Below are 20,371 nucleotides of genomic sequence, written 5' to 3'. Positions count from 1 at the left end.
TGAAATCAATATACAAAACTGTATACAGTTCTGTGTGCAGATTGAAATCAAAGGAAACCCAGCCATGACCGGGACGAATTATCTGACGGGAGCCGAAGCAATGGTGCGCATGTTGGAAGCACATGGCGTGAAACATATGTTCGGCCTGTGCGGTGATACAACGCTGCCATTCTATGACGCTTTGGCGCGGATGGATCATGGCATTCAGCACATTCTAACCCGGGACGAACGTCACGCCGCCTACATGGCCGACGGATATGCGCGCGTTACTGGCAAGCCGGGCGTCTGCGAAGGCCCGTCCGGAGGCGGGGCGACCTACATACTGCCGGGTGTAGTCGAGGCCAGCGAAAGCTCGGTTCCCATTCTGGCGATCACTTCTGACGTGGCGACAACAAGTCGGGGAAAATACCCGTTGACCGAGTTGGATCAGACCGCGCTGTTCAAACCGTTGGCAAAGTGGAACGCGTCACTGGACGACGCCTCGCGTTTACCTGCGATGGTGCGCGCGGCGTTTCGGGCCATGACGACCGGAACGCCGGGCGCCACACATCTGGCGCTGCCCTTTGATACGCAGAAAGGTCCGGTGGACGAGGCTGAGGTTTGGGCGGATGCACGCCACCGCAGCTATCCCGCAGAACGGGCAGGACCGGACCTGGATGCCATTGAAGCGGCCGCGGATATCCTGGCCAAAGCCAAATCAGCAGTCATCGTTTGTGGCGGCGGGCCGGTTCTTTCCGGGGCCGAGGAGGCGTTGCGCCAAGTTGCAACCCTGTTGGATATCCCAGTTGCCACAACAGTTTCCGGTCAGGGTTCCATTGCCGAAACGGATCTGCTGGCCTTGGGCGTCGTCGGATCGAACGGTGGTGTTCCGGCCACGCGCGCCGTTGTGGATCAGGCAGATGTGGTCATGTTTGTCGGTTGCCGCGCGGGGTCGGTCACGACCGAACGCTGGCGCAGCCCCGGGCGGGATGCCACCATCATCCATATAGACAGCGACCCGATGGTGATCGGCGCAAATTATCAGACCGAAGTCGCCATTTGTGCCGATGCCCGTTTGGCGTTAGAGGCTTTGGCGGGGTCGCTTGAGACGCGGCACGATCTGCCAGGTTTTGGTGGAGCGGCCCAAGCCCGTGCGGCCTGGGAGGCCAAGTTGCAAGCGTTCGCACCGCTTGCGGCAAGTCGCGAAACTCCGATCCGGCCCGAAGCCGTAATGGCGGCTCTTGCAGACATCCTGGACGATGATGCGATTGTCGTCGCTGATCCGGGCACTCCGTGCCCTTACTTCAGCGCCCATTACCGCTGGCGCAAACCGGGGCGGCATTTTATCACCAATCGGGCGCATGGAGCGTTGGGTTATTCGCTTGCTGCGGCGATGGGCGCCCATGTGGGTCGGCCATCGGTCAAGACACTGTCCGTTATGGGGGATGGGTCGTTTGGCTTCACTTGCGGTGAGTTTGAAACGATGGTGCGGCACAAAATGCCGATTACCTCGATCGTATTCTCGAACTCAGTCTTTGGTTGGATCAAAGCGGGTCAGGATGCAGGCTTTGGGCAGCGTTACTACAACGTCGATTTCAATCGGACCGATCACGCCGCTGTTGCGGCGGCATTTGGGGTCAAATCCTGGACAGTGAAAGATCCGGATGATCTGCGCAGAGTTTTGAAGCAGGCCGTTGAGCATGATGGCCCGACGCTGGTCGACATCCACTCACAACAGCTTCACGAAGCTGCGGCACCGGTGTCGGAATGGGTGGCGTAAGACGCGATGGACGGGGTCAGTTGGGCCAGAAACTCTTGCGCAATCATTGATAAAGGGCGTCCTTTTGCGGTAATGATCGCAAGATCCAGCGTGACGGCTGGTGTGAAAGGGCGGGTTTGATATCCGCCCTCTTCATCGAATGTCACTGTGAACGGATCAATCATCGCCACGCCCATGCCCTGTTTGACAAAGCTTAGCAGGTTTTCCGACAAGTGCGTGTGTATTCGCGTCTGCCAGGTACGCTCTGCAGTCTGAAAAATGTCACGGGTTCTGCGATGTGTTTGGTGCTCGGGGCCCATGACGATGAACGGCTCATTCTCCAACAGCTCTGGTGTCAGAACGTCATGTGTCGCCAAATGGCTACCCTCGGGGAACGTGGCCATCGTTTCAAAATGGAAGACCTGATAGTTCAGCGTATCGTGGAGTATTGGCATCTCGACGATGCCGATCTCGAACAAGCCCGAGGTTACCCACTCCTGTATTTTAGAAGAATACTGCGACTGGAAGCTGACGGATAGATTGGGGCGTGACTTGGCAAAGCGTGCAATCTCTCGCGGCATGAAACCGAACGACAACAAATGGGGCGCCGCGACCTGCAACTGCCCGGGATGCTTGTTCTGAAGATCCGACACGGCCTGCGCGACGTGATCCAGCCCGCGGACCACGGTATCGACCTCTCGATACAAAAGCTCGGCCTCTGGCGTCGGCAAAAGACGTCCTTTGTTGCGTTCGAACAAGGGCAACCGGGCCTCGCGTTCCAGCTGGGCCAACAGATTGCTGATGCCCGGTTGCGAGATTCCCAGAACCGACGCGGCCCCAGTTACGGTACCCGTTTCCATGATGGCGTGAAACGCCTGCAACTGACGAAAGCGCAGAGACATAGCCTAACCTATCATTTCTTATGATGGACTTATGAAAACATAGTATTTGAAATGATATGTAGGTCAAGGCAGGCTTCCACCTACCGCTGGGGAGGACGAATGGTCGATCTGTCACAAAAAATCATCGGCTACGACCTGTGGCACCTTGAACTGCCCGTCACATCCCGCCGGGACCACGGCATTGGATCTGTCGAAGGCGTGTGCGAGGTCGTTGTCCTTCGCCTGACGTCCGAGGATGGTAGCCACGGATATGGCGAAGCCTCACCATGGTCGGTATTCACCGGAACGCCCGAAGCGACATACGCCGCCCTGAATCGCTACCTCCGTCCGTTGGTCATGGGGGCGAGGGTTGCTGATAGAGCCGCCATCATGGAGCGTGCTTCATATGCGGTGGCGCATTGCACCGAGGCTAAAGCGGCGTTGGAAGCAGCATTGCTTGACTTGACGGGTAGGATCAGCGCCGTTCCGGTCTGGGCCTTGTTGGGAGGGAAATGCCGCGACGCGATCCCGCTTAGCTGCTCCATCGCCAATCCCGATTTTGCGCAGGATATCGAATTGCTGGGCCGTTTGCAGGACGACGGCGTGACGATCGTGAAGTTGAAGACTGGGTTCAAGGATCATGCTTTTGATATCATGCGCCTTGAGTATTTGGCGAAGCATTACCAACAGTTCTCAGTGCGTGTTGATTACAATCAAGGCCTGTCAATCGAGGACGCTCCGGCGCAGGTGCGGGACGTGGCATCGTTCAATCCCGATTTCATCGAACAACCGGTACGCGCACATCACTACGGCATGATGGCGAAGCTGCGGCAAATGACGGATGTGCCGCTACTAGCTGATGAAAGCGTCTTTGGCCCCGAGGATATGGAACGCGCTGCAGGGGAAGGGATCTGCGACGGTGTCTCGGTCAAAATCATGAAATCCGGAGGATTGACGCGCGGGCAAACAGTCGCTCGCATGGCCGCCGCACACGGCCTGAGTGCTTATGGCGGAGATATGTTCGAGGCAGGTCTGGCGCATCTGGCAGGCACTCACATGATCGCCGCCACACCGGAAATCACGCTGGGCTGCGAGTTTTATCAGGCCTCATATTTCTTGGCAGAAGACATTCTTGAGGAGCCTTTCGAGGTGAAAAGGGGCCAGGTCATAGTCCCTGACACACCGGGTCTTGGAGGGAAGCCGGACGAGGCAAAGCTGAACCACTATGCTGTTTCCAAAGCGGTGGCGGCATGAGCGAGAAAAAGACCATTGCCATTATCGGTGCTGGTATCGTTGGTGTCTCGACCGCCGTCTGGCTGCAACGTGACGGACATAACGTCATCCTGATCGACAAGGCCGGCCCCGGAGAGGGCACCTCGCATGGCAATGGGGGTGTGCTGGCCTCTTGCTCGATCATTCCGGTCACGGTGCCGGGGCTTTTGAAAAAAGCGCCCAGGATGCTGTTTGACCCGTCGCAGCCTTTGTTCATGAAATGGGGCTACGTACCCAAGCTGTTGCCGTGGTTAACGCGCTACCTGAAACACGCAAACGCAGTTGACGTCGAACGTATCGCGACCGCACTAACCCCCATAGTTGGAGACAGCCTGAACGATCATCAGGCCCTGGCTCAGGGTACGGCGGCCGAGAAATGGATTGTGCCATCCGACTACCTGTTCCTCTACGAAAACCGCCAGCATTTCGAAGGCGATGCCTTTGGCTGGGGTATTCGGCGCAAGCTCGGTTTCAAATGGGAAGAACTAGAGGGGGCCGCATTCCACGCCTACGACCCAATCTACAGCAAAGATATCGGGTTTGCTGCCAAACTTTCTGATCACGGACACATTACCGATCCTGGGCGGTACGTGAAAGACCTCGCCGCACATGTCGAGACCAACGGCGGCAGGGTCATCCGTGCTGCTGTTGAAGATGTCGTCCACGATAACGGCAGGGTCACCGGCGTGCGGACCGCTGGTGAGACAATTGCTTGTGACACTTCCATTGTCACTGCGGGCGTCTGGTCCGGGCCTTTGGCCAGCAAATTGGGCGTTTCTGTTCCTCTGGAGACGGAACGTGGTTATCATCTTGAATTGGTGGAACCTTCCGCGATGCCAAAAAGTCCGGTTATGGTTGCTTCGGGCAAGTTCGTCGCCACGCCGATGGATGGCCGCATTCGGCTGGCCGGGATTGTCGAATTCGGCGGGCTGGACGCGCCGCCTTCGAGGGCGCCGTTCGAACTGATGCGCAAGAATGCCCGGGCGGCCTTTCCGGGCGTGACATGGAAGGACGAAGTAGAATGGATGGGGCACCGGCCCGCACCGGCAGACTCGATCCCGATCATCGGCGAAGTGCCGGGAATTGACGGAGCATTTATGGGGTTTGGCCACCATCATATCGGTCTGACAGGCGGGCCAAAAACAGGACGTCTGCTCGCGCAGATGATCGCGGGCAGGACCCCAAACGCAGACATGAGCGTCTATGCGCCGTCTCGCTACGCGACTTAAGAAATGTCCGGTAACACAAGCCGGCAAAACAAAATTAAACAGGGAGAAAAAGATGAAGAAATTGACAAGCCTTCTGGCGGCAACCGCTTTGACAGCCGCAGCAACCGCACCGGCGATGGCCGAGAAATGGGATATGCCCATGGCGTATTCGGCGTCGAACTTCCACTCGGCCACGGGTGCGGAATTTGCCAAATGCGTGACCACAGGCACTGGGGGCGAGATAGAAATCGTCACGCATCCGTCCGGGTCGCTGTTCAAAGGTGCCGACATCAAACGTGCCATTCAGACCGGACAAGCACCGATTGGTGAGCGCCTGCTGTCCGGTCACCAGAATGAAAATGCATTGTTTGGCTTTGACTCGATCCCGTTCCTTGCAACCTCGTTCGATGACAGCGCCAAGCTTTGGGAGGCCGCAAGACCTTCGATTGAAAATCTGCTGGCCGAACAGAACCTGACGTTGCTTTACGCCGTGCCATGGCCGCCGCAAGGACTGTACTTTAAAGACGAGGTGAACTCGGTCGCCGACATGGAAGGCATCAAGTTCCGGTCTTACAACAATGCCACGTCGCGTTTGGCGGAACTGACCGGCATGCTGCCCGTGACAATCGAAGCCGCTGAAATCAGCCAGGCTTTTGCCACTGGTGTCGCGGACTCGATGGTGTCGTCGGGTTCGACCGGGTATGACCGCAAAGTATGGGAAAGCCTGAATTATTTCTACGAGGTGGACGCGTGGCTGCCGCGCAATTACGTCATGGTCAACTCAGACATCTGGGCTGGCGTTTCTGATGCCAACAAGAACGTCATCAAAGGCTGTGCAGAGCTTGCCGAATACGCGGGCAACTGGCGCGCCAAGGAATACACCGGCTTTACCCTGCAAGGTCTGCGTGATGGCGGGATGACGGTTGGTCCGGCCTCTGAACAGATGACCAACGAGTTGAAAGAAATCGGTGTGACAATGACCAATGAGTGGCTTGAGGCCGCAGGTGACGAAGGCAAGGCCATCGTCGATGCGTTCAACTCGTCTCAGTAATTGGCCAAGGATGGGCGGCGGATCAACCTGCCGCCCGTTTCCATAGAATAACTAATAGTGGGGACAGCATGGCGGCACTACGAGGGCTCAGGTCCGTATTGGATTTCATTTATCAGGCAGCAGGGGTTCTGGCAGCACTTAGCCTGATTGCTATTTTGGTGCTGATCGTTGTGCAAATGCTGGCCCGCTGGACCGGAGAGGTTTTCCCGGGCGCGCCCGACTATGCGGGCTATGCCATGGCTGCCGCGTCCTTTCTGGCCTTTGCCAATGCGCTGAACCGAGGCAGCCACATTCGTGTGTCGATCCTGTTGAATGCGGTCCCCGACCGATTGCGCCGCGTCCTTGAAATATGGTGTTTTACAGTTGGCGCGGCGGTAATGTGGTATTTTTGCTGGTACGCCTACCGCTTTGTCTACTGGAGCTGGAAATTCAACGATGTCAGCCAGGGACAGGACAAAACCGCGCTTTGGATTCCGCAGTCAACAATGCTGATTGGCGCAGTCATCCTTGCAATCGCCCTGACCGATCATCTGATCCACGTCGTTTTTAAGGGCGATCACCGCATCGTCCGTGATCTGGCCGATCAGAGCCACGGGGAGTGAGAGCATGGAAAACGTATCAGTCATCATCCTCTTCCTCTTTGTTCTTTTCACTCTGCTTGGCACCGGTGTCTGGGTTGGCCTTGCCCTTATGGGCGTCGCGTGGGTCGGGATGGAGCTTTTCACGACACGCCCTGTCGGAGACGTGATGATCACGACCATCTGGTCGGCCTCATCGTCATGGACACTGACCGCGCTGCCGATGTTCATCTGGATGGGCGAAATCCTGTATCGAACGCGATTATCCGAGGATATGTTCAAGGGACTTTCGCCTTGGATGGCACCTTTGCCCGGTGGTTTGGTGCACACCAACATTGTCGGCTGCACGGTGTTTGCCGCTGTTTCTGGGTCGTCAGCCGCCACCCTGACGACTGTGGGTAAAATGTCGATCCCGGAACTGAGGAAACGCAACTACCCCGAACGGATGATAATTGGTACGCTGACCGGCGCTGCGACACTGGGCCTGATGATCCCGCCCTCTTTGACGTTGATCGTCTATGGTGTGACTATCAATGAATCGATCACCAAGCTGTTCTTTGCAGGCATACTGCCCGGATTGGTGCTTGCGACGATGTTCATGGGATACGTCGCAATTTATTCGAAATTCGGGAAAGACTGGAACCCAAACAGTGAGAACAAACTGAGCTTTTCTGAAAAACTCAAGAACTCTCGCTTTTTGTTGCCCGTAATCCTGCTGATCATGGTGGTGATCGGGTCGATGTATCTGGGCTATGCCACCGCGACCGAAGCCGCGGCCTTTGGTGTGATCGGTGGTCTGTTGCTGGCGGCAGGGCAGGGATCCCTGACCTGGAAGACCTTCACCGAAAGCCTGATGGGGGCCACCCGGACCAGTGCGATGATCGCCCTGATCCTTGCTGGGGCTGCGTTCTTGTCATTGTCCATGGGATTTACGGGTCTGCCGCGGGGTCTGGCTGATCTGATCGCAGGGTGGGAGCTGACTCGGTTTGAGCTTTTGATGGTTTTGCTGGTCTTTTACATCATTCTGGGCTGTTTCCTTGATGGCATCTCCTCGGTTGTTTTGACCATGGCCGTGGTGGAACCGATGATCCGGGACGCGGGTATTGACCTGATCTGGTTCGGTATCTTTATCGTGGTTGTCGTTGAAATGGCGCAGATCACGCCGCCGATCGGCTTCAACCTGTTTGTGATGCAAGGCATGACGAACCATGAGATGAGCTATATTGCCCGCGCGGCAATTCCGATGTTCCTGATCATGGTGGTGATGGTCTTCGTCCTGATCTGGTTCCCGGATCTGGCCACATGGCTGCCGGAAAACCTTAGGCAAAGCCCGGGCGGGTAGGGGGCATTGAACCCACTTCATCTGGCGGCGCGCAACGGTCCTTATGTACTGGTCGCAGGACTGGCTGCTGGATTGTTGCTGCCTGCGCTGGCCGAGCCGATGCGGGCGGTCTTGCCGCCGCTAGTCGCACTGCTGCTGTTCCTGACTGTCCTTCGAATTGAACCTTCTTTGTTGTTGGGGTCCTTGGTCGATTTACGCCAGGTGGCAAATACAGTGATCGCGTTCCAGCTGGTTTTGCCGCTAATAGTTGTGACTATTGGCATGATCGGTGGATGGACCGGCACGCCGGTCTTTTTGTCTCTGCTGATCATGGCCGCGGCTCCGTCCATCTCGGGCAGTGCGAATATGTGCCTGATGATGGGACATCCGGCAGAACACGCTATGCGCTTGATGGTGATCGGGACCGCCGTATTGCCGTTGACCGTGTTTCCCATATTCGTGCTGATGCCCGAACTGGGAGACTTTCAATCCGTTCTTATCGCCGTCTTGCGCCTGTTTTTGACAATTGCGGGGGCGACTGTTGCAGCCGTGTTGTTGCGCCTCGCGTTTCTGAGAAACCCATCCCAAACCACGCTAAAAAATCTGGAAGGGTTGGCAACAATCACACTTGCCGTATTTGTGATCGGCTTGATGCCGTCCGTGACCGCGACAGCGCTTGTTGACCCCGGTCTTGCGATTTTTTGGGTCGGGATCGCATGTCTGGCCAATTTCGGCGCGCAACTGGTGATGTTTTTTTTGACACGCAACCGAGTGGCTGCCGACAAAGCCACCGCTTTGTCAATTGTCGCCGGAAACCGGAATGTCGCGATTTTCCTGATTGCGTTACCACCCGAGGTGACAGCGCCACTTTTGGTGTTCATCGGGGCCTATCAGATCCCGATGTACCTGACCCCCATAGTAATGCGCCGTTTTTACCAAGCTTCGGGCAGGTTGGGGTAAAGCGGGCGCGGCAACATTCGCCGCACCCGCTATTGTATTAGAAATGCACCGAGCGGGCAGTACCGGGAACTTCCATCGGTGGTGCAAATTTGGTCAGGTCGATGCCTTCGACCGCGACCTTATATTCCTCCAGCGTCGGCGTACGACCCAGAATAGCTGACAGAACAACAACCGGGGTCGAACCCAGAAGGGATTCACCCTTCTTTGTCTCACTGTCCGCTACAACACGGCCTTGGAACAGACGGGTGGACGTTGCCAAAACGGTGTCGCCTTTGGCGGCTTTTTCCTGGTTCCCCATGCAGAGGTTACAGCCTGGGCGCTCAAGATAGAGGATATTCTCGTACTCGGTCCGTGCGGATTGCTTGGGGAACAAGTCATCGAACTCAAAGCCCGAGTACTTCTGCAGAATTGCCCAATCACCTTCTTCTTTCAGCTCATCAACGATGTTGTATGTCGGTGCGGCAACAACAAGCGGGGCCTTGAACTCGACTTTGCCATACTCGTCTTCGAGATTGCGCAACATCTGGGCCACGATCTTGATATCGCCCTTATGCACCATGCAGGAGCCCACAAAGCCCAGATCAACCTTCTTTTCAGCAGCGTAGTACGAGATCGGGCGGATCGTGTCGTGGGTATAACGCTTGGACACGTCGGCATTGTTCACATCCGGGTCGGCTATCATCGGTTCAACGATCTGATCCAGATCCACGACGACTTCGGCAAAATACTTGGCGTTGTCATCTGGACGCAGAGCCGGTTTTTCGCCCGAGTGGATTTCGGCGATACGTTTGTCCGCGATGTCGATCAGGCCCTGCAGCATCTGAACATCGTTATCCATGCCCTTTTGGATCATGATCTTGATCCGCGACTTGGCGATTTCCAGCGATTCAATCAGCGTATCGTCGTTCGAGATACAGATCGACGCCTTGGCCTTCATCTCGGCCGTCCAGTCGGTGAAGGTAAAGGCCTGGTCCGCCAGCAGCGTACCGATATGCACTTCGATGATGCGACCCTGGAATACGTTGTCGCCGTGTTGCGCCAGCATCTGCGCCTGCGTCGCGTGCACCACGTCGCGGAAATCCATGTGCGGTGCCATTTCGCCCTTGAACGTCACCTTGACGGATTCCGGGATAGGCATTGTCGCCTCACCCGTGGCCAGCGCCAGTGCAACCGTGCCCGAGTCCGCACCAAAGGCCACGCCTTTGGACATCCGCGTATGGCTGTCGCCGCCGATGATGATGGCCCAGTCATCCACGGTGATGTCGTTGAGCACCTTGTGAATGACGTCTGTCATCGCGTGGTACACGTCCTTGGGATCACGCGCAGTAATCAGGCCGAATTTGTGCATGAACGCCATCAGGCGCGGGGTGTTGGCCTGCGCCTTGAGGTCCCAGACCGAAGCTGTGTGACAGCCGGACTGATAGGCACCATCGACACTGGGTGACAGGACGGTGGCAGCCATAGCCTCAAGCTCCTGACTGGTCATCAGACCGGTGGTGTCCTGAGAGCCCACGATATTGACTTTGGCGCGCACGTCAGAGCCGGCATGTAACACTTTGCCCGGGGTCGCACCGCGCGCATTGGCATTAAAGATCTTTTCGACGGCCGTCAGTCCCTGACCTTCATGGCTGACTTCCTTCGCCGGGGCGAAGGCCGATTTCAGCTCGATGCCCAGTGTCTCACATGCAAATGTCTGCAGTTTTTTGCCAAAAACGATGGCATAAGAGCCGCCGGCTTTCATGAACTCCATCTTTTGCGGGGTGAATGAGCCGGCCATGTCGACCAATTCTTCACTGCCATCCGCGCTATAGAGCTTTTTCTTTTTCGTGTTGATGGTCAGCACGGTGCCGGTCTCAACCGAATAGCGCTGTTCCAGAATCGGGTTGCCATCGTTGTTGAGGATCGCCTTGCCATCCTCGTCCACTTTCTTGACCCAGTTCTTCAGGTCGACACCAATACCACCGGTAACGCCCACGGTTGTCAAAAAGATGGGCGAAATGCCGTTTGTGCCGGCCACGACCGGTGCAAAATTGACGAAAGGTACGTACGGGCTGGCTTGCTTGCCGGTCCAAAGCGCCACGTTGTTGACACCCGACATCCGCGACGAACCAACACCCATAGTGCCTTTTTCCGCAACCAGCATCACGCGCTTGTCGGGGTGCTGCAGCTTCAGCGCTTCAATCTCTTTTTGTGCGGCCTCGGAAATCAGGCATTTGCCATGCAACTCGCGGTCGGAACGCGAATGCGCCTGATTACCCGGCGACAGAAGGTCAGTGGAGATGTCACCCTCGGCTGCAATATATGTGACAACTTGGATTTCCTCGTCCACATCAGGCAGCTTGGTGAAAAATTCAGCCTTGGAGTAGCTCTCAAGGAGATCCGCAGCGATCTTGTTGCCCGCCTCATAGGCAGCTTTCAGACGGTCCGTGTCCGCCTCATACAGAAAGACCTGAGTTTTCAGAACCTCGCCCGCCTGAACCGCTATGTCTTGCTTGTCGCCCAGTGCAACATCCAGAAGCACGTCAACCGAAGGTCCGCCCTTCATGTGGGACAGCAGTTCGAACGCGAATTCGGGCGAGATTTCCTCAACAGTTACCTCGCCGACGATGACGGACTTCAGGAACGTTGCCTTCGCACCCGCAGCACTGGTTGTGCCAGGCAACGTGTTGTAAATCAGGTAGTGCAACGAATCTGCACGATGCGGATGACCGGTATCCTTGATTTGTTCGATGATTTCCTCGACCAGCGCACCATCGTCGATGGGTTTTGGGCTAAGCCCTTGTTCTTTGCGCGTTTCAATTTCATCCAAGTAATCTGAATACTGGCTCATGGCTGTTTCCGCTTTGTGTGAATCTGCTGCTGTTGAGAGGCGTGGGGCAACTCGCTCGATCGTATTTGTATGCACCGGTATACATTTGTTGCGGAGGTTTCAAGGTGCCACCGTGGAAATTTGCAGGTACTGTATACTTCTATGCTTGGTTCCAACCTTGACCAACGGTCGCAAATACAAACCTAGCCTTTTCCTAAACTCGCTGGAACCTAAGGGCCGGGGCTTGGTGTTTTCAATTGTGCCTTTTGATACAACGCCTGCGGGCCAAAAAAAATCATTCGCGACGACGGCATGGGTCACACGTTGATCCCTGCACAATCTCGTCGTTTTGGTCGAAAGCTCGCGGTTTGAAGAACGGGTGGGCGGAGCCACGCGGCTGTATGTGATCCTTCGATGCACCTTCCTACGAACGGGCAAAGGCTTCCGTAAAGCCGCCGAAGCGATCCGTATCGCTGCATCGGAATAACATGTACCTCAACACGAACGTTCACGTTGTTCATCAGTAATTCGGCTGTTTCCATTAACTCAACTTTGATGGTGTGGTTAGCGTGGCATAAGCGTTGGCATCAGGTTCGTCGTAGTCGGTGCGCGGGTCAGCATTTGGGCGATGCTCGGAACCGCGTTATTGACTGCATGCAACGGCGCGTACAGTCACGCCAGTCGCAACTAGCGGCAAACTCTCGTACGGTCGATCATTGAGCCTTCACAAAGCGATTACGTTCGATTTCACCAATAAATGTCGTTCTTACAGTGCACAGCATTGGTCGAAATGGGCTCTCCATACAGCTTCGCCGCTCGACTCACGAATGCGTACTGTCTGAGTCCGCGCCTTCCACGTTACCGACCGGGAACTGAAAAAGGGGGGGCGAACTTCAGCTGGCTCTATATTTTTTCGGCGATCAACCAAATTGGAGTGGAGAGAGAAGCCGCAATTGATGGCGGGCTGCAAGAGGTCAAAACAACGCCTGACACTACACCAGAACCATATTTTTGCCATGAATGTTCAATCTTTTGGCGAGTATTGAATTTGTTGGGAAATACTATTGTGAACGCGATTCATTCGGAGCTAGTGCCAGCACCAAGCAATTCGTCAATACTGACCCTTGAAACCGAACTGACGAGCGAAGTTCGTTCTGAGCGGTGTCGGCTGGATGCGCGAAGAGGGTTCAAGCAGTTTCTTCTATTGGCAATAGCGGTGGGATGTCTGGCAGTAACATTTCTAGCCGAGCTTCTGGGCGGCTTTGTCGCGGCCTGGAATTCCGGTCTTGACCTGAGCACCGCTGGAGCCAAACTCTGGGCTCCAATCCCGCTTGGTCTATTTTGTTTTTTTCTCGCGCGGTCACACGCATTGAGCGCTGGAAGTCTATGGGCGGTTTGGAGGGGCCGCGCGCCTGTAATTCTCAGGGCGGCTGAACTCCATGGTGGCAAAACGCAGTACACTGTCAAGAAAGACTACGTCGAAGCAATTGAAGCCCACCAGACAGAGGCCTGGCATTTTTCACATGTATCAAAACCAATTCACGTTGGGCGGTTTGTGATCTGGAAAAGAGCGAGCTACGGATTGTTTTTTCTTCCAATGCCTTCGGATGAAGACGCCAGAGAGCTCGTGAAGAAGGTGAAAGAGGAAAGCAGGGCGAAGAATTCCAGCGGTTTTGACCCAAAAAACGCTCCGATAGAAGCCAAACACCAGTATATATCCGCGACCGCAGCCTTTCATGCCTTGGAAGGGCTATCCAAAAAACTGGGGACACCCTGTCCCGCCTGGTTGGACTCAGTCTTCAACTATTTGGCGTATGCATGGATTTCGGGTCTCTCTATTTTTCTCTTTATTGTTTTGTTGACCGGGAAGTCATTGGATGCGGGTTTTCCGTTGTTTAATCAAATCGGTGTCATATTGCTGTTTGTCGCGATGACCACAGCAGCGGTAAATGATTGGCCCTATCTGCCAAAACTGCGCCATCTTCACTATTACCGTCACGGGCTTTTACGAGGCTTCGATTGGGGGCCGACGGCAGTGAGTTGCGACAAGGCGGCCATTGAAATCTGGCGCGAAGGTAAACGATTGCGCCTCGATTGGTCTGCGGTTCGTGCCGTTCATATTGAAAATGACCTGACCATTGTCGAAACGAAGGATGATCAGTTGCATGTTGTTCCAGAAATACCCGCCGCGGTAAATCTTCTTTCCGCCTACAGAGTGTCTCAGGGGCTGGGTCCATGGTCAGACAACAAACGAACGGCTGCGCCGAAAGTTGAGAAAAAGAAGTGGTGGCAATCCACATTCGCCAACATTGCAATTTGGGTCATCGTCTTTCTTGTCATACTGGGCTTTTTTAATTTGGCTGGAGCCAAACCTGCATCAGCAGAATTGCTACGCGACAAAAACCTACCTGAGTGGCACGAGGAGGTTTCGCAGCGGGATCGAGAAGCGGCATTGCATGCTGATACATCTGTAAGTCTCCCTATTCACGACGAAAAAATCCGGGTCGAAGACAACGGATATCAGAGGGTCAGGCAGAGCTTCTTTGCCGTGCATGATCGTTCAACTCTGGAACTTTATGGCGAGGTCCAATTGCTGGTGGACCCGAATTTTGAGCGTGCCACTCTTCATCGATTGCAGATCCACCGAGATGGTTTAGTGATAGATCAACTCGACTTGCCGTTCGAAGAACTCCGGCGCGAACCAGCGCTCAGCTCAGGTGTGATGCTGGGCGACATCGAGTATTTCGGTCAGATCGCGGATCTTCGTGTTGGTGACACCGTCGAGATGATCTGGTCGATCACTGCCACCACACCCGTTTTCCCAAACCAGTTTCACTATCGATCAGACGGGCTCAGAGACTGGGGTTGGGAACAGAGGCGCACGTCCATTGACTTGCCCGCTGCAACGCGTTTCGAGCTGAACCATACGGATGAGTTCGATGTTCAGCGCGAAGAGGCTGCCGGCAGGACGATCTTGAGTTGGTCCTTGGAAAAGTCTGAAGAAGATGACAGAAACACACGCTCTGCGGATGATTGGGATGTCTCCAACGATGGGTTGCAGCTCTCGACCTTTCAGGATTGGTTTCAGATCGTTCAGGGACTAACCGGCGACTACAAACCCAGACCGGACTTATTGCCCGGTGACCTGATCAAACTGCTTGATGAAATGCTGGAGCAGTCCGAAGATCCGCAATGGCGCGCGACGCAAGCTTTGCGTTTGGTACAGGACCGGGTCCGGTATTTCAGCGTTTCAATTGGTGAAGGCGGCTGGATACCTCGATCCCCCGACGAAGTCTGGCTGAGCGCATATGGCGATTGCAAAGACAAGGCGCTTCTTCTGATTTCCATGCTGGCCTATTTGCAGATTGAGGCCGATGTCGTTCTCGTCGACCAAGACATCGGGCCTGCTTTGCCGCGCATGTTACCTTCACCGTTTATCTTTGATCACGCCATAGTACGTGTTCGCGATCCGCAAGGTGACTGGTTTGTTGATGCAACCGATCTACTGCAAGGCGGCGTAGGTCGGGCGATCCCATTGAAGGATTTTGCCTGGGGCCTGCCACTGGCAGAGGACAGCACCGGACTTGTTGAAGTCGTAACGAATCTTTCTGATGAACCGACCCGAGAGGCTGTACAGGAATATGTGTTCTTGGATGAAGGCCCGATTGCCGCCGTACTCAATGTTACAGACACATGGCGGGGTGTCGAAGCGGACAACATGCGCTGGCGCTATGACGGCGAGGACATGGAAGACCGGCGCAAGCAATATGAAAAGTGGTACGCCAAACGGTTTCCCGGAGCCACGCACTCAGAGGTAATGATCATTGAGGATGATCTGGACGCCAATGTTTTTCAGCTCGTCCAGCGCTACACGTTGCCGCGCGAGGGGTTTGAAGAAAAGGAACTTTGGAACAAACTGAACCATTATGGCTACGCTATTTCGGACGAGCTTTATGAATTTGATGACGATGAGGTGCTTGAAGGGCAATCTCGCGTAAACGCTCCGATGCACAACGTCCATAAGATCGTGATGCGCAATGTTCCCGCCCCAATCAAAAAGCCCAGTTCGCTTGAGTTCGAAAATGACTTTATTAAATTCGAGACCGGCGGCGAGTGGGATGAGGCGGGGGCAACCTGGACATACCAGTGGAATCTCAAAACAAAACAAACAACGCTTAAGCCAGGTGACGAAAAGGCATGGCGAGAAGCCGAAGATTACGTGGACAATAACGATGGGTACTACGTCTACTTGCATCGTCGGCTATTTGAAGTCGTGGAAGAAAAACCGATATACATGGGGCTGAATGCAACGCAGTTGATGATTTTCCCAGTCTTCTTGATAGTTGCAATGCTCATGCTGTTTTTCTTTCGACAAGGAATACGAGCGGAGGTGCTTGCCGCGAAAGCCAAGCAAGAAGAGCGTGAGGGTTGCGCACCCTGACGCCGCTACTGTTGGGCTAAAAACTGATGAACCCACCGCGTCGTTTTTCACTCTACTTGTGAATATTGCTTAGCAATTTGCCCCCGATTTCGGGGGGCAGATTTCTGACGCCTGCGATATTCCTCAGTAGTTGGACCGTTTTGCAGGCGGCTCAGGTTTCAGCACCTGTAGCTTTTGTTTGGGCACCAAAGATGCAGGCAAGCAAGTTACTGAAACGTATATGGGCTACGAATGCTTCAGGTCGGGCTGTCCATCAATTCACTTTGATATCCGAAGAGTGCAGGCAGCCCGCCTGTGTGCAGCAGAATGACTTTCTCCGCCGACTTGATCTTTCCGCTTTCTACGAGGTCCAACAAGCCAGCGAATGTCTTTGCAGAATAAACGGGGTCAAGGAAAACCCCCTCGACCCGGGCCATCTTTTTCAATGCAGCGCGCGTGGTTGCATTTACTTTGCCATATCCCGGCGGCAAGGCCTCATCAAAAACATCGATCTTGTCCTGTAGAAGTCCTGCGTCAATATCCAGCAAGTCCGCAAGTTTTTGCAGAACGACCTTCATTCGGGCCTGCTGCTTTTCACGATCTCTGCGCACACAAATCCCATACACCGAAGCAGTGCTTTCTTCTAACGCCAGACCGGTCAGCAGTCCGCCATGCGTGGCACCGCTACCCGAGGGGACAACGACCGCGTCGAAATCCGGCATCTGTTGATACAATTCCTGCCCGGCCACAACGTAGCCCAAGGCACCCAAGGGCGGATGGCCCAGCCCCAGATGAATAACGTACGGTTTGTGACCTTTGGCTTTCAATTCAACTGCGCGCGCATGCAGCGCTGCGTCAGCTCCCGCTTCGTCTTCTCCTTCTGGGTAACTCATATGCTCGGCACCCAGGATTTGCGCCAGCAGCACGTTCCCGGACGAATAGTACTCCGCCCCCATGTCAGAGACACGCTCTTCCAACTGAAGCACGGATTGCATGCCCAGTTTGGCTGCGGCAGCGGCCGCAGACCGAACGAAATTGGATTGAACGGCGCCGGTGATCAGAATGGTATCAGCACCTTGTTGACGCGCATCTCCGAGATAAAATTCAAGCTGCCGTGTTTTGTTGCCACCAAAACTAAGCCCAGTCAGATCATCACGTTTCAGCCAGAGATCGATATCCAGTTCTGTCGATAAGTTGTCCAGACGCTCCAAAGGAGTTGGGCCGGACATGAGTTGGGCGCGTGGAAATTTGTGCAGATAATCGTTTTGTGTCATCGTGTAACCTTCAAGACCAAGCTATTAAATGCGCGCGATAGAACAAAACTAAGCAGGCAATCAGGGATACCACGCGGATCACTGTTATGACCACCGACTGTGGTAAGTAAGGGCCTACCACACGACCAAGTAGGCTGCCGATCAGAGTTATCGCAACAAACCCCAGTATTTGCGGCTCAAATGAGATTGCCTGCGCGTTGGACAATCTGTGCAACAAAAAGGCGATGCCGTATGCCACCAGCGCTATGGGTTGAACCAACTTTGCCACCTCTTTGGCGGAACGACCCTTTGCTATCAAACCGAACACCATTAGAGGGCCCGGTGTCGCCGCCCAAACAGTCGCAAGCCCAGACAGTCCTGTAACGACTGAAAACCCTGCGTTGCCAATGGATCCCCGCAAGGGAAGCAAGGTCGTAATCAACCCGATCAGCAGTAGACACGCCGTCAGGGCAAGAACAAATGCTTCGGTCAAAAAGGGATACACAACAAGGCCGGCGGCCACTCCGACGCAGCATCCAATGACCGCGGTGCGGATTAGTTGACGGTTGTTTTTTAGAACATGCCGGTCTGTCGCTACCAATGAAACAAACGTGTTCAACAAGAGTAAGACTGGAACTGCCGTCGACGTGCCAAGCAAAATCATCATGGGCGGTCCAGCGATGATGCTGAACCCGATACCAACTCCGACTTGCAGCATTGCGCCAAGGCAGATGGCAATCATTAGGATTGACAGGTCGACGGACACTCAAAACTCCTATGGATCAAGGCAATGTCGCAAGGCCTCAGATATTCCGAGGTCCCCGCCAGCGTCCATTCTTTTTCTCTTTCAGTGACCGCTTTGGTACGGTCAGCGCTGCCACGGCATCAGTCCCGAGTAGGGCGCTCGGGTCGTCACAGCGTGCGCCATTTGCGCCAGTGTGGTCAGGTCAAAGACAGGAAGCTGCAGTTCTTCCTGAAGCCGCGATGCGTAAGGCGGCAAGTCCGTGCATTCCAAAACCAACGACCGAATGTCCGGAGCTTCAAGAACCAGATTACGGGCCGCATCCAAGACCTCGGTCTCGATCAGGTCCGTGTCCATCCGGGTCCGTGTGTTCCGCAAGATCACTTCGGCGAATTCTGTGGTATCTTCCAATCCCTTCACGGCCACAGGAACACCTGATGCACCGACACCTTCGAAATGCCGAGGCGTCAATGCGGATGCATCTGCGGTTAGCACGCCCACTGGCGCGTTGGCCCCGGTCATGTGAAAGGCCAGCGGCACCTGGATCAGGCTGGAGGCAAAGACAGGAATTGAAACCGCAGCTGCCAATTCTTTTTGAAACAAGGCTAGAAAGCCGCAACTGCCCGTGATGGCTCGCACACCTTCAGCCTCAAGCCGCTTGGCGCCTTCGATGAACGGTGCCAGTAACTCGGGCGAAGGGTTGTTCAGCAAGGTCGGGACCGTCACGCCGTCGATCATCTCATACAGAACCGGAAATGGCAGACTGGAAGGGTTCTTGATGTGACCCGGCGGTTTTGGAAAATAGCTTTCAAGGCACAGAACACCAATTGACGCGCCGCAAATGTTCTGGCCACCCTTGTAGATAGGCATTGTCATCTGTTCCTTTTGATTTGAAGGTTCAAAACCGGGCCAGCGAAAACGGGGCCAGATCGATGTTTGGGCTGCGACCGGACACAAGATCGGCCACAAGCTCGCCGGTTTTTGGGGCCATCATCAGCCCATAGTGAGAATGCCCGAACGCAGTATAGAGCCCTTCTCTGCCGTTAACTGGCCCAATCGCGGGTAAACTGTCCGGAAAGGACGGACGTCGACCCATCCAAAACTGCGCCTCGCCTGCATCGAGGCCCGGCATCATGGCCTTGGCTTGTTCGGTCAGGATTTTTTTCTTGCGTGGATCAGCGGGCGCGTCGACGCTACCAAATTCGGCCGTGCCAGCGACTCTCAGACCGTCCTGCATCGAACTTGCGACCACCTTTGCGTCTACATCCATGACCGAATTGTTCAATTGGGCTAAGGGCTTAGGGAATTCGACATGGTAGCCCCGTTCGGCCACAAGCGGCACAGGCATCCCCAATGGTTTCAGCAGGTCGGCGGACCACACACCGGCCGCGAGGATGATGCTGGCAGCACGCATCGTGCCCTGCGAGGTTGTAATCTGCCAACCACCATCTTCAGCCGGTGCCAGCCTGGTGACTTCGGTTTGTACTATTTCTGCGCCTTGCGAGCGCGCTTTTTCAGCCAGAACTGCCCCAACACGTCCTGGTGAGGTTACGCGTGCCTGACCTTTTATCACGATCGCGGCTTTGAATTCTTCTGACAGTGCAGGTTCCAGGCCGCGTAGCTCGACACCATCGACAAGCTCCAGATCTCCTCCTTTTTCCTGGCGGATCAGATATCCAAGCCCATTCAGATCAGCCTGCTTCCGATGGCGAAATGCGTGAATATAGTAGCTGTCGGTGATCAGATTTTCGTGCCCGGTGCCTTGAAGATGACGACGATAAAGGTCGATAGAAGGGCGGCACAAAAGCTCCATCGCGTCCGAGATTTCACGCACTGACCTTTCGCCGGAGTTTCCCAAAAACCGCAGGCCCCAGGGGATCATTTTTGGCCAGTAACTGGTTCTGACCGAAAGCGCGCTTTTAGGGTCCAGTAGCATCTGGGGCAGAGATTTCCAAATACCCGGCATCGCTTGCGGAATGATTGACCACGGCGACACTACACCTGCATTCCCGAAAGAGGTTTCCTGCCCAGGTAGACCGCGGTCAATCAGCCGAACAGAAATGCCGCGCTCTTGTAGCGACAAAGCGCAACAAATGCCGACGACCCCCGCGCCGATGATGGTCACTTGATCTGTCATG

14 protein-coding genes are annotated in these 20,371 nt (G+C 55.0%); 8 read left to right on the top strand and 6 right to left on the bottom strand.

Annotated features, from left to right (window positions below; genetic code table 11):
• Nucleotides 1–64: 64 nt before the first annotated feature.
• Nucleotides 65–1,759 (top strand): thiamine pyrophosphate-binding protein, encoded by a 1,695-nt coding sequence (locus AC2FJF_RS08560; RefSeq protein ID WP_496724653.1) that lies wholly within the window; start codon nt 65–67, stop codon nt 1,757–1,759.
• Here AC2FJF_RS08560 and AC2FJF_RS08555 read toward each other — a convergent pair.
• Complete coding sequence (locus AC2FJF_RS08555; RefSeq protein WP_496724651.1) at nt 1,720–2,640, bottom strand: LysR family transcriptional regulator; 921 nt, start codon at nt 2,638–2,640, stop codon at nt 1,720–1,722. The genes AC2FJF_RS08560 and AC2FJF_RS08555 overlap by 40 nt on opposite strands.
• Before the next feature lie 99 nt (nt 2,641–2,739).
• Here AC2FJF_RS08555 and AC2FJF_RS08550 point away from each other — a divergent pair, with 99 nt between their 5' ends.
• The 6 genes from AC2FJF_RS08550 to AC2FJF_RS08525 all read left to right on the top strand — a co-directional run bounded on the left by AC2FJF_RS08550 (nt 2,740) and on the right by AC2FJF_RS08525 (nt 9,009).
• Nucleotides 2,740–3,873, top strand: a complete 1,134-nt coding sequence (locus AC2FJF_RS08550; RefSeq protein WP_496724649.1) for an enolase C-terminal domain-like protein — start codon at nt 2,740–2,742, stop codon at nt 3,871–3,873.
• Nucleotides 3,870–5,120, top strand: a complete 1,251-nt coding sequence (locus AC2FJF_RS08545) for an NAD(P)/FAD-dependent oxidoreductase (protein WP_496724647.1) — start codon at nt 3,870–3,872, stop codon at nt 5,118–5,120. Before AC2FJF_RS08550 ends, AC2FJF_RS08545 begins: the two co-directional genes overlap by 4 nt.
• 52 nt (nt 5,121–5,172) lie before the next feature.
• A complete protein-coding gene (locus tag AC2FJF_RS08540; RefSeq protein ID WP_496697866.1) occupies nt 5,173–6,150 on the top strand; it encodes a TRAP transporter substrate-binding protein in 978 nt (325 codons plus the stop codon).
• A 68-nt stretch (nt 6,151–6,218) separates the two neighbouring features.
• A complete protein-coding gene (locus tag AC2FJF_RS08535) occupies nt 6,219–6,752 on the top strand; it encodes a TRAP transporter small permease (protein WP_496724645.1) in 534 nt (177 codons plus the stop codon).
• Nucleotides 6,753–6,756: 4 nt separating this feature from the next.
• Nucleotides 6,757–8,070, top strand: coding sequence for a TRAP transporter large permease (locus AC2FJF_RS08530; RefSeq protein WP_496724643.1), 1,314 nt, complete (start codon nt 6,757–6,759; stop codon nt 8,068–8,070).
• A gap of 6 nt (nt 8,071–8,076) precedes the next feature.
• Nucleotides 8,077–9,009: a hypothetical protein gene (locus AC2FJF_RS08525; RefSeq protein ID WP_496724641.1), complete on the top strand. Its 933-nt coding sequence runs from the start codon at nt 8,077–8,079 to the stop codon at nt 9,007–9,009.
• A gap of 37 nt (nt 9,010–9,046) precedes the next feature.
• Here AC2FJF_RS08525 and AC2FJF_RS08520 read toward each other — a convergent pair whose 3' ends face one another.
• Nucleotides 9,047–11,839, bottom strand: a complete 2,793-nt coding sequence (locus AC2FJF_RS08520) for a bifunctional aconitate hydratase 2/2-methylisocitrate dehydratase (RefSeq protein ID WP_496724639.1) — start codon at nt 11,837–11,839, stop codon at nt 9,047–9,049.
• A gap of 736 nt (nt 11,840–12,575) precedes the next feature.
• On the opposite strand from AC2FJF_RS08520, the gene AC2FJF_RS08515 reads away from it, so the two are divergent.
• The gene (locus tag AC2FJF_RS08515) at nt 12,576–16,259 is read left to right on the top strand and encodes a DUF3857 domain-containing transglutaminase family protein (RefSeq protein ID WP_496724637.1); all 3,684 of its coding nucleotides are present in this window, start codon (nt 12,576–12,578) and stop codon (nt 16,257–16,259) included.
• 236 nt (nt 16,260–16,495) lie between these two features.
• Here AC2FJF_RS08515 and AC2FJF_RS08510 read toward each other — a convergent pair whose 3' ends face one another.
• The 4 genes from AC2FJF_RS08510 to AC2FJF_RS08495 all read right to left on the bottom strand — a co-directional run bounded on the left by AC2FJF_RS08510 (nt 16,496) and on the right by AC2FJF_RS08495 (nt 20,370).
• On the bottom strand, nt 16,496–17,467 hold the full coding sequence (locus AC2FJF_RS08510) for a D-cysteine desulfhydrase family protein (protein ID WP_496724635.1): 972 nt from the start codon (nt 17,465–17,467) through the stop codon (nt 16,496–16,498).
• A gap of 55 nt (nt 17,468–17,522) precedes the next feature.
• Nucleotides 17,523–18,257: a TSUP family transporter gene (locus AC2FJF_RS08505; RefSeq protein WP_496724633.1), complete on the bottom strand. Its 735-nt coding sequence runs from the start codon at nt 18,255–18,257 to the stop codon at nt 17,523–17,525.
• Nucleotides 18,258–18,359: 102 nt separating this feature from the next.
• Complete coding sequence (locus AC2FJF_RS08500; protein ID WP_496724631.1) at nt 18,360–19,103, bottom strand: aspartate/glutamate racemase family protein; 744 nt, start codon at nt 19,101–19,103, stop codon at nt 18,360–18,362.
• Nucleotides 19,104–19,131: 28 nt separating this feature from the next.
• Complete coding sequence (locus AC2FJF_RS08495) at nt 19,132–20,370, bottom strand: NAD(P)/FAD-dependent oxidoreductase (protein WP_496724629.1); 1,239 nt, start codon at nt 20,368–20,370, stop codon at nt 19,132–19,134.
• Nucleotide 20,371: the final 1 nt, after the last annotated feature.

The organism is Ruegeria sp. CDSB013 (assembly GCF_059611165.1).
Note: the sequence above shows the minus strand (reverse complement) of the source record. Positions and strands in the feature narration are given on the sequence as shown.

Coding starts and splice junctions, on each gene's coding strand:
- AC2FJF_RS08560 (WP_496724653.1), top strand. CDS start 65: ATGACCGGGACGAATTATCTGACGGGAGCCGAAGCAATGGTGCGCATG.
- AC2FJF_RS08555 (WP_496724651.1), bottom strand. CDS start 2,640: ATGTCTCTGCGCTTTCGTCAGTTGCAGGCGTTTCACGCCATCATGGAA.
- AC2FJF_RS08550 (WP_496724649.1), top strand. CDS start 2,740: ATGGTCGATCTGTCACAAAAAATCATCGGCTACGACCTGTGGCACCTT.
- AC2FJF_RS08545 (WP_496724647.1), top strand. CDS start 3,870: ATGAGCGAGAAAAAGACCATTGCCATTATCGGTGCTGGTATCGTTGGT.
- AC2FJF_RS08540 (WP_496697866.1), top strand. CDS start 5,173: ATGAAGAAATTGACAAGCCTTCTGGCGGCAACCGCTTTGACAGCCGCA.
- AC2FJF_RS08535 (WP_496724645.1), top strand. CDS start 6,219: ATGGCGGCACTACGAGGGCTCAGGTCCGTATTGGATTTCATTTATCAG.
- AC2FJF_RS08530 (WP_496724643.1), top strand. CDS start 6,757: ATGGAAAACGTATCAGTCATCATCCTCTTCCTCTTTGTTCTTTTCACT.
- AC2FJF_RS08520 (WP_496724639.1), bottom strand. CDS start 11,839: ATGAGCCAGTATTCAGATTACTTGGATGAAATTGAAACGCGCAAAGAA.
- AC2FJF_RS08515 (WP_496724637.1), top strand. CDS start 12,576: ATGTCGTTCTTACAGTGCACAGCATTGGTCGAAATGGGCTCTCCATAC.
- AC2FJF_RS08510 (WP_496724635.1), bottom strand. CDS start 17,467: ATGTCCGGCCCAACTCCTTTGGAGCGTCTGGACAACTTATCGACAGAA.
- AC2FJF_RS08500 (WP_496724631.1), bottom strand. CDS start 19,103: ATGCCTATCTACAAGGGTGGCCAGAACATTTGCGGCGCGTCAATTGGT.
- AC2FJF_RS08495 (WP_496724629.1), bottom strand. CDS start 20,370: ATGACAGATCAAGTGACCATCATCGGCGCGGGGGTCGTCGGCATTTGT.